The organism is Zoogloea sp., assembly GCF_028689785.1.
GTDB lineage: Bacteria > Pseudomonadota > Gammaproteobacteria > Burkholderiales > Rhodocyclaceae > Zoogloea.
On record NZ_JAQVCN010000101.1, the window covers coordinates 1 to 9,220 of the forward strand.

A 9,220-nucleotide genomic window follows, 5' to 3' on the forward strand; every position below is an offset into this window, starting at 1 on the left:
ACCCGGCCGCCGATGTCGCACAGCTCACGCCTCGGCTGTGGAAGCAGCACTTCGAAAAGGCTCCGCTGCGCTCGGATATCTCAAGACGCGTGGCGTAGCAACTACGCCGCGGGCTGAACGCTTACACATGAGTTGGTTCAAGGGGACACACCCCTCGCGGATAGAAATGCGTCGAGAGCTCAAGCTGTACCTCGGTGTGGCACATGGAACCAAAAAGCATGTCCCACGCACACAGGTGCTGCTTCGGGAGCTGTGGACCCAGGCTCGCTCTCGTCCGTTTGTCGATGTTTGGCCGACGCTGGACGCAGTGGCCGATGTTACGGCGCTGGGGACCATCACGGGAGCCTCCATCAAGTCCGCCTTCAGGCGCAGGCTGTTGGAATTGCAGGGAGGGCGGTGTTGCTATTGCCGCCGCTGGCTGGCCAGCACAGCGTACGCAAAACCCATAGAGCATATCCTTCCGCGGCGCCACTATCCGCAGTTCTCCGTCGAATTCTGGAATCTGGCAGTGGCTTGTAGCGATTGCAACGGCGCCAAGACCGATGATGTGTGGGGCGCCATCTCGACAGTGCGCCGCCGATACCCGAGCGCCCGGGAATTCACCGATACGTTTCACCCGAGGTTTCATCGATACGATGACCACGTCCGCTACGTAAGGCTGGAGACCAACGTGAGCGTGGTTGTGCTCTTCACCGGATTGACGCGCCAAGGTCAGCACCTGTGTAGCTCGCTGCTACACCGCATTGCGGCCAAGGAGACTTTGGTCGAGAACAATCCGGCCTTGGCGCCGGCGATGGACCAGATCCGCAACTTCGAAGCGAAGGCCGAAGGCATGCGTCTGGAGCGCTTCGACGCCTTCCGTGAAGCGCTTGACCAAAGCGTCATGCGTCTGCTCGAGTAGTTCGGCCCTCCTTGGACAATCACCATGCGCACCGGGAAGGATGCATGCGACCCAGCTACGTGCTGGTCGACTACGAAAATGTGCATGGCTTGAGGACCGGCGTCTTAACACAGAGGCGAACGTTTGGCCAATAGCCATCTGGCAGAGCGAAAGTGCACCAAACCTGCCCGTCATCACCGGCAGTAGTTGGCCGTCAGCAGTCATGCTCGCTCATATGCATGACATTCCGCTTTGGCCGAGGCGCTGTCGCTGGTTCGACAGACTCTTCCTCGGCCAATCCGGCCATTGACTAGTCATTCGGTGTCCGGCCACAGTTGGTGGTAGACAAGCAGTCCTTCAGCAACTGTATGGCTTGAAAGTCAGCTTTTTAAGATTTCAAACGCGAACTCGCGGCCTTAAGGTCGCGTCAGAATCACCCCGAAATCATTGAATGTCAATCCGCACAGCTGGACTGGCTAGCGCTTGTCTAGGAAGCGCTTCACTTTATTGAAACGATAACCAAATGGGTGGTCTGAGTGATCTTTTGCCACCGAACACACCATTTCAAGGTATTTCCGCCCCCTCCAGGACTGGCCGGCCATTTCCAAGAGTTGCAAGAAGAGTTCATCGCCTTCCACCAACCCGACGAATATTTCAGGGGCGAGATATCGATCCGTAAACAAGTCGACCACAGCAGCTCGAAGGCGCGGACAGCGGTCCCTTTCGAACCAGAACATGGACCAAGGTAGGCGAGGTTCGAGAGCACGCCAAGAGTCGTCCGGGAGCAAATTGCATTCGACTGCCCGGTATGTTGGCTCGAACCCAAACCGGGCAAGCTCTCCGGGGGTGCGTGACCGATTGCCTAGGGCCCGGCAGAGCAGATAGGCACAAAAGAATGTCTGGGCATCACCCGGCATTTGACCAGTCGCATTGTGAATCGCCACCACCCAAGGATCATCCCCTATTTCATTGGGAACTGTATCAGCCTCGATCACCCGGGCGAGCATGACTAGGACCTCCCAAGGAAGCGGCCTTCCGCTCGACAGTATCTCGGCTACTGCCATCGAATCCCAAGCAGCATCCATTATCCAGGCGGTAAGCGTCACCGATGGCACCGCCCCTGATACGACCTGCTCAATACAGACTTCAAGCATGCTGCGTGCGCCCCAGCGACTGAGACAGCAGCCCGCCAAGTCAACGCGACCGGCAACCATGATTGCCCCAATTACTTGCCGTGCCTTCTCCCCATCGCTTCGAAGCTCAGCAAAAACCTTCGCGATATCTAACCCCGGGATGGCCCAAAATCCGACCTCGCAGGCTAGCTCCTGTCGGCACTGCAGCAGCATAGGGGCAAGCGCAGGGGCACGTTCTAGGCCTTCAATAATTTCTTGCAGACTTAATGCTGCCAGTGTGTTTTCCGCCACAATTTGAGATGAACCGTCCATCTTCCGAAGGGCCACTAGCTGATCAGGGGTATTCTTCCAAATAGCCCGACCAAGACGTAGTGCTCCGGACCTCACTGTATCCATATCCACCAAGCCTAGGTGCCGAAGAATGAAATCAATCGCCACCTCATCCAGGGCCTCGGCATGCAGCACTGCCAACTTTGTGACGGTCATTCTTGCCGCGCGAGCTTGGTTCGGGGAAAAGTCTGCCGTGAGGATGTCAATGCTCGTGCGGAATGCATTAGCCGAACCAGGTGCCTCCTTGAGACACCGGTGCACGCGGCAAAGGGATCCGAATGCTGCTCGGCCAAAATCGATGTCGCTGCCAGCTGCATGGAGAAACGAACGCAAGCCGAAGACGTCCGGATTTGCCAAATCGGATGTGGCTTCCTCGATCCATACTGGCTCCACTCCTGTGACGCTGTTGGCGTCCACAGCCTTCTGGAAGCGTGTCTTACTCCCGCGGTCTGTGGGATGAAAAAGTTGCAGATCGAAGACATTGCCTTCGGAGGAGCGATCGGCAGCGACCATCGTACAGAACCGGAAACCTCGGCGAAGGCGTGGCCACTGCTGACTCCAGACGGCCAGCACGCTTGCATCAGCATCTACGTCCTCAAGTCGAGCTGCAATTACTCGCTCACGGGGTTTTCCATAGAGAGCAGACAGTAGTTTCCGGCTCCACTTTAGTTCGTTACCTGTCAGTGCCCGCGCCACTTGCGCATTTTCTACACTTAGGGGCTTGGTATAGTTGCCGTAGCCGGGCAACTCCGGCCGCCGGAAAAGCACATCCAGTTCGCCTAAAGACGCCAGGGTGGCCAGATCGGCAAAGTCGATCAAAAGCGTATGGGTCCATACGCAGCCAGGACGGGGCATTTCCGGTGCCGCCCAAGTACGCGCCAGCGCATAAACGCCTGACTCTGCCAGGGGATACCCCGTCAGATAACCCGATTGGTCGATGCGTGCGCCGGGGCCGGAGATATCGCTCATAGTGAGTAATGTCCGCATGTCCTTTGCCGACAGACTCGCGGAATCTGCCAGCAGACGGTGCCCCTCTGCGTAGCCATGGAGGGTCTGGTGGACCTTAAGGCGCTCCCTTACCGCATGAGCCATGCGAGGGGCTCCGTCAGATCATGGCTTTCACCGGATTCCGCGATCAAGCGGATGCGCTGAGACGGGCGGTCCATCTGTCGCAGTTCTTCAGCTTCCGGCACTGAATTCTTGTCCGACTCAGCAGGATCGTACTCGCCCCCTTGGGCACTCAGTCCGCAGACGCGCCAAGTCCAGCCATCTATGTTTTGTCGCAGGTACTGGGCGAGCAGGGGAAGCTTGGCATCGAGGAAAGCTGGGGGCGCCAGTCGCTCTCCCTCCGCCTTGTCCCAGGCCGACAGCATGATGACCAACCGGCGCGGCCCGATGTCGAGGGGAGGTTGGCGCAGTGTCTGGAGCAGGTCCACCAACTGCACCTGGGTCGGCGCCAGCCGAGGGTGCCATGGAACCTCACCGCCAACGGGCAATGGAATGCCCAACTTTTTGGCCTGCTCGATTTCGTCCACCAGCCAGGAAGGCAAGTCGATTGTGTCGGAATGGACGAATAGCAGGACACCGCCGGCATTGAGGATCTCGGCGATTTCCGGCTCGCAGTCCCGCTCCTCCCACAGGCGCCGATAGGCTTCGCCAGGTACGTCCGGAAAGGTAACGCGTACTGGGTTATCGGCCGCGTCCAGTAGGCTCATGCTCACAAGGCGATTCCCGCTAATGCCGGTCCGCTCCTGAATCCGGGCGTCCCGCCAACGGGCTGCGATCTGGTTGAGATGAGACGCGTTACCCCGGGCCAGCGTGTGGAAGCGCAATGCCATACCATCGACATCCTCTTCGGTAACAAGATGCCAAAGGGCGGCCAGGAAGGTAGTTTTCCCCGATTCCGGCAGGCCGATGATGACGATAGAGCGCTCAGACATTCTTCTTTCTCATCCCTCGATCACAATCAGCCGGGCATAGGCCCGTTCGAATTCTGGCACTGCCCGGGGCACGGTCACGACGGGCGGCCGGGGCTGCAGCCAGAACGACAGCAATTCGGCGACACCGCTTCCCCGTCTCGCCTGATCGTTCTTGGGTGAAGCCGCCACCCGGAAGTCTGAGATTTCCGAAAAGTAATCACCAAAGGTTTCATGAACCTTGTCGAGTATCGACGTAAAGAAGGCCTCGGCCCGATTCCCCGATTCAGAAGCGAGAACGGCATCGAGTTTGGTGAGTACCAGGGCCAACCGCTGGCCGGATTCAATGGCACCACCATCCACGAGGGCACGAAGTATCAAGAGTGTGTCGCTGCGGGCATTGTGTCGTTTGCCACTGTTCAGGAGTCGCTCACCATCTACTAGAACGGTAATCGAATCGGCCCGTCGGACTTCCTGGAAACCGCCGACCGTCGAGCAATCGTCAGTGGCATTTCGGTAATCCTCTCCAGCTCGATCGCCAATGATAAGTGCCAAACCATCCGCCGCCGGGCCACCGCCCAAGTCCAGGTGATAGAACCGCACTTCGCCAAGAGGTGTCCGGTTGCTATGCGGAGTTCCCCGGCGACATGCAGCCCTGGCATCGTGGCAGGTCCGTTCGAAAGCATGCAGGGTCCGGGACCGGGCGTACTCGGTTCCTGCCACCTGCCCCCCCTGATAGAGATCGTAGAGGCTGGCGATCAGGCTGGTTTTCCCGGCATCGCTGGGGCCGATGACGGCGATGACTCGGGCACTGCCGGCCCGCAGAAGCTGCGAAGCCTCTTCGGGGGTGAGCGTGTCCGCGCCGGCGATCTGGATCCCCTCGACTTGGGGTGCTTCCTCCTCTTCGGTCAATGCATCTGCAGTGTCGTCGGGCCGGCGTCCGTAGTGGGAGCAATCCGACAGGCCCAAGCCCTCTACGCATTTGCCTGTCTGTGCCACCCGGCAAGCGGGATTGGAACAGGTTACTGCCTCCGGAACGTCCTGATTAGCTTCAGCCATGGGGATCACCCGAAGAGAATCAACAGGCGTTCGCGATAAAACAGTGTGCCCAAGGTCAGACCCGGCAAGTCCAGGCTATCGCTAACGCTGGTTGCTGACACCCATCCTGCGACCCAAGTGTCTCCCGGCCCGGTTTCCAGCTGACGGCTGATAGCGAAGTGCAGTGGCATCGTGACTGGGGATGGGCTGCGGTCACCGAGAATCCTTCGCAACCATGTCTGATCCGCCGCATTGATGGCGGCGGAAACGGCGATCTTCTTCTTATCCTTGACCCCCGCACGCGAAAACATAGCCGGCACCGACGGCGGCCCAGGCAAAATCTGGGTAGCGCTGGCCAGTTCCGCACCGAAAACCAGAGGCTGTGCCTCCGCTGGTACGTCGCTAAAGGCGCAATTGTAATCCTTGCTGCGCTGGCCTGTGAGCCACCACAGCATCTGCAGTTCCTCGTCCTGGATCCGGATGAAGGTGTCCATTGCCTGCAGTGCCTCGGATTGCCGTTCGGCTGCCTCGCCTACGGTCTTTGAGACCATCTCAAGGGCAGAGATTACGCCGGCAAAGCTCTGAGTTTGGCGCACCAGTTCCGGAATGGCGTCGAAATCCAAATCATCGTCGTTCGGCAAATGGCTGGAAAGGTCCGGCCGTTCGCGATTCGTCGCTGCAATGCGGAGAAGCGCCTCCTCCGCCAATCCCGACAGATCCATCGGGAGGTCCGTCTTCCTCGCACCGGCTAAGACTGTAGTCGACACTGCCAAGGCGGCATAGGCGGCTGATTCAGATTCACTCTCCATGAGCACCGCCAGGCTGGCGCCGGCGAGAATCTGCAGTTCGCGGTCGTTCCCTTGCATTTCGAAGGTTTCGTCGGCCTCTTTCAGGATGCCGCGGATCTTCTTGACTGCCGACTCCGAAGCCATCTGCCGGGACTTAAATGCCAGGCGGATCAGCACTTCAACCATGGGATTGTCCGCCCGCTCAACGACCAGACGAACGCCTTCCCCGCGCCCTTTGCGCCGGGACTCTTCATCCCCAAGACCTACGGCACTGTACCAGCGTGCGAAATCCGGATGTACCGGCATGGATACCCCAGTGTCCATTATCTTGTCTCTCTCTTGGCAACTTCGTTGGCAACCTGGTCAAGCAGTCCCCGTTCGCCAGCAAGCAGCAGGGCTCGCCCATAGCGTTCCGGCTCCGGAACCGCGAAGTCCTTCTCCTGGATAAGACCCAGTCCCAGGGCGATTTCCCGGCGCTGGCTGCCGGTGAGCTTCCAAAACCGGAAAATCAGGTTCCTGGTGTGCTCTTCGCCCATGGAGGCCTCCACATCATCATGGACAGCGGGTGTAGGGGTAGGTGCCGCCGGCACTGCGATAGCCGCCGCTTGCGTCCTCACTGGCGCCACCGCCGAGGCGTCTCCAGGAATCGAAATAGTGTGCCGGAAAACCTCTTTGCCGCTCCTAGTCCGCCGCGGGTTGAAGCGCTCCGGAGAGGATTGCAGCACCAGCAGATGCGCCTCGATCTCGAGGGCCCTTTCCGGCCCTCCACCTACCACTTGGAGACTGATCAGGTTATACCCAGGTTCCCAGCCCTTCTCCTGGCGATCCGGATTGACGGCGCCGGCACTGAAGCGCATATAGCCGTCGTCCGTCGCAACGCGCTGCAGGTGCTTGTGCCCGAACAAATGAATCACCGCCCGGTTTTTGACCATGTCATCTACCTCTTGTTCGTCCGTGAACCAGTCAGGGGGGTGATGAATCATGACCAGATTGACGACATCATCCGCTGGGTGCAGGACCTGCAGGGGACTGAGATATAGCTTCCCGCGTTCATCATCCTGTCCGCCCATTCCGGATAGGAGAGTGGATGTCAGTCCGTAAAGCCGCAGCACGACACCATTGTTGAGCTCCAAGTCCTGCTTCCAGAACAAGCGGTCCGGGGAATACACCTGGCAGTCGAAGACCTTGGCGAAGTCGTTATAAGCCGCCAGGGGGGCAAGAAGGGATGCACCAGTCTGGGCGTCGGAGAACTGGGTGCGAAGCTCGCGCTCACGTTTCTCCGGTTCTGCCCACGCAATGCTTTTCTGGGCATTACCAATGGCGGGCGACGCCGTGATGATGTTCCGGTCGACCTCGTGATTGCCTGGAACTACGAATATCCTCTCTGGCAAGCATCCACATGCCTTCGCCAGATCCATCAGCCAAGCATAGGCTGCCTTGTATTCGTCGGGATGGCCCTTAAACGCAATGTCGCCAGTGACGAGGATCGCGTCCACGTCACCGAGCGTACGGACACGCTCCCGGACATCCCGCATCAGCAGGGTCCGGAATGGACCTTCCGGATCCATGTCCGGCGTCAAACAGTCTGGTGTCCGGAAATGAATATCAGAGATATGGAGCAGAAGCATGGCCTTCCCACTGGGAAACGCAAAGTAGAGGAATGTAGCGGATTTCAAGCCAGTTTCGCGATAATTTAGTCTTAACGCATAGCAAAAGCACCCAGCTAGAAGCCAACACCTGCAAGTTTGATACGCACATTCGCAATGACCGAAAATGAGTCCATACGGACCATTGCTGCACTGAGAGTGCCCTGGCAGCTTCGGCCGAACTGTTTTCGTTCAGAGGACACTGCTTCTTGCTTCATCATGCAGAGGCAGTTCTTCCGCCAGACCAACGACTTACCATGTCTCTTTGCTTTCATCGTGAAAGCAACCTGTTATTAATCAACATGTTATATGTTGAAATGGTCTAGCGTTCTGCGTACTCTGTGAGTTGATCCATCAACTTCACACGAAGAAATGAGCCCCTTCGCCCACCTCCTGCATGACTTGCGGATGCGTCACGGCATCCGGCAGCGTGACCTAGCGGAGCAGATGGGTTACGAGACGAGCTACTTCTCAGCACTGGAGGTTGGAATCAAGGGGCCACCACCGGCAGAGTTTGTCGAACGCTTGATCGCTGCCCTGAATCTATCGGAGGCAGGGCAGGAAGAGGTCCGTCGAACCGTTGTCGCCTCTCAGCGCAAGCTCCAGATTGAGCACGACACGCCTCAAGATGTCTTCTGGATGCTCGCCGAGCTCCGGGAGCGGGTGAGCCAACTGCACCCCGTCCAGGTCCGCATGATCCGGGAAATCCTGGAGCTTCCCGAAAACCTGGCCAAGAACCGCACCGAGCCAATCAGGCGCATCAAACGCCGCCGCTATGAAGGGGAGGGCGCCAACATGTAAAAACGGGCCAAACCTTTCGGCCTGACCCGCCTTCACCGGGCTCTCGCGAGCCGCTCTGACAAGCAAAGTATCGCGATCCCTTCTAGGCACGTCAAGCCAACTCCACGCTTATCCCTAGTTTTCCAAAGGCACTTGACCTGAGGAAGGGCAATCTCTTGCCCAAAAACTGGGCATATCGAACCACATCGATGGTGCCGGTACGGGCTCTCACGCCCTCACGCCGGCACCGGAAGGAATCGCGATGACTTCACTTTCATGGAAAGGCACGTGGCACGGCCTCGCGCCTGCTGGCCTGCCCCACCAACGCGCCCGGACCATCCTCCGTCACACCGGCGGCATCGTCCGGGGCAAGTTCCCCAGCCGCAAGACGGGCCGGATGGTCCACCACGAGGGACTTCTTGAACTGGATGCCATTTATCACTTCGAGACCTCGCCCCTGATCTTGGCCTACACGGAACAGCCCGAAACCATCCAATATCCGGATGGCAATCGCCTGCGCCGCTACACACCGGACTTCGAGCTGTTCCTGGCCGATGGTTCGTCAGTATTTGTGGAGATCAAGCCTAACGATCATTGCGACTCGCGCCACCCCTGATGATGAAAGAGACTACGGGGTGGAGGATGGCGGGGAGAGGTCGCGCAATATTTTGGCGGCTCGACCCCGCAAGCTAACGTGACCCGCCGAACT

8 protein-coding genes are annotated in these 9,220 nt (G+C 58.6%); 3 read left to right on the top strand and 5 right to left on the bottom strand.

All coding sequences use genetic code 11. The features are described from left to right. Nucleotides 1-127 precede the first annotated feature (127 nt). Nucleotides 128-901 (top strand): hypothetical protein, encoded by a 774-nt coding sequence (locus PHI64_RS22775; RefSeq protein WP_299888469.1) that lies wholly within the window; start codon nt 128-130, stop codon nt 899-901. 455 nt (nt 902-1,356) lie between these two features. On the opposite strand, the gene PHI64_RS22780 is transcribed toward PHI64_RS22775, so the two are convergent. The 5 genes from PHI64_RS22780 to PHI64_RS22800 form a co-directional block, all read right to left on the bottom strand. Continuing rightward, nucleotides 1,357-3,435 (bottom strand): hypothetical protein, encoded by a 2,079-nt coding sequence (locus tag PHI64_RS22780; protein WP_299888472.1) that lies wholly within the window; start codon nt 3,433-3,435, stop codon nt 1,357-1,359. Continuing rightward, complete coding sequence (locus tag PHI64_RS22785; protein ID WP_299888475.1) at nt 3,420-4,283, bottom strand: hypothetical protein; 864 nt, start codon at nt 4,281-4,283, stop codon at nt 3,420-3,422. Before PHI64_RS22785 ends, PHI64_RS22780 begins: the two co-directional genes overlap by 16 nt. A 9-nt stretch (nt 4,284-4,292) precedes the next feature. Beyond that, nucleotides 4,293-5,318 carry a hypothetical protein gene (locus tag PHI64_RS22790; RefSeq protein WP_299888478.1) on the bottom strand — a complete coding sequence of 342 codons (1,026 nt, stop codon included), beginning with the start codon at nt 5,316-5,318 and terminating at the stop codon, nt 4,293-4,295. A 5-nt stretch (nt 5,319-5,323) separates the two neighbouring features. After that, on the bottom strand, nt 5,324-6,271 hold the full coding sequence (locus PHI64_RS22795; RefSeq protein ID WP_366945256.1) for a GTPase-associated system all-helical protein GASH: 948 nt from the start codon (nt 6,269-6,271) through the stop codon (nt 5,324-5,326). A gap of 137 nt (nt 6,272-6,408) precedes the next feature. Then, the gene (locus PHI64_RS22800; RefSeq protein WP_299888482.1) at nt 6,409-7,713 is read right to left on the bottom strand and encodes a metallophosphoesterase; all 1,305 of its coding nucleotides are present in this window, start codon (nt 7,711-7,713) and stop codon (nt 6,409-6,411) included. A 390-nt stretch (nt 7,714-8,103) separates the two neighbouring features. Between PHI64_RS22800 and PHI64_RS22805 the strand changes: the two genes are divergently transcribed. Both PHI64_RS22805 and PHI64_RS22810 read left to right on the top strand, forming a co-directional pair. After that, nucleotides 8,104-8,532 carry a helix-turn-helix transcriptional regulator gene (locus tag PHI64_RS22805; RefSeq protein WP_299888483.1) on the top strand — a complete coding sequence of 143 codons (429 nt, stop codon included), beginning with the start codon at nt 8,104-8,106 and terminating at the stop codon, nt 8,530-8,532. Nucleotides 8,533-8,773: 241 nt separating this feature from the next. Then, nucleotides 8,774-9,127: a TnsA endonuclease N-terminal domain-containing protein gene (locus PHI64_RS22810; RefSeq protein WP_299888484.1), complete on the top strand. Its 354-nt coding sequence runs from the start codon at nt 8,774-8,776 to the stop codon at nt 9,125-9,127. Nucleotides 9,128-9,220: the final 93 nt, after the last annotated feature.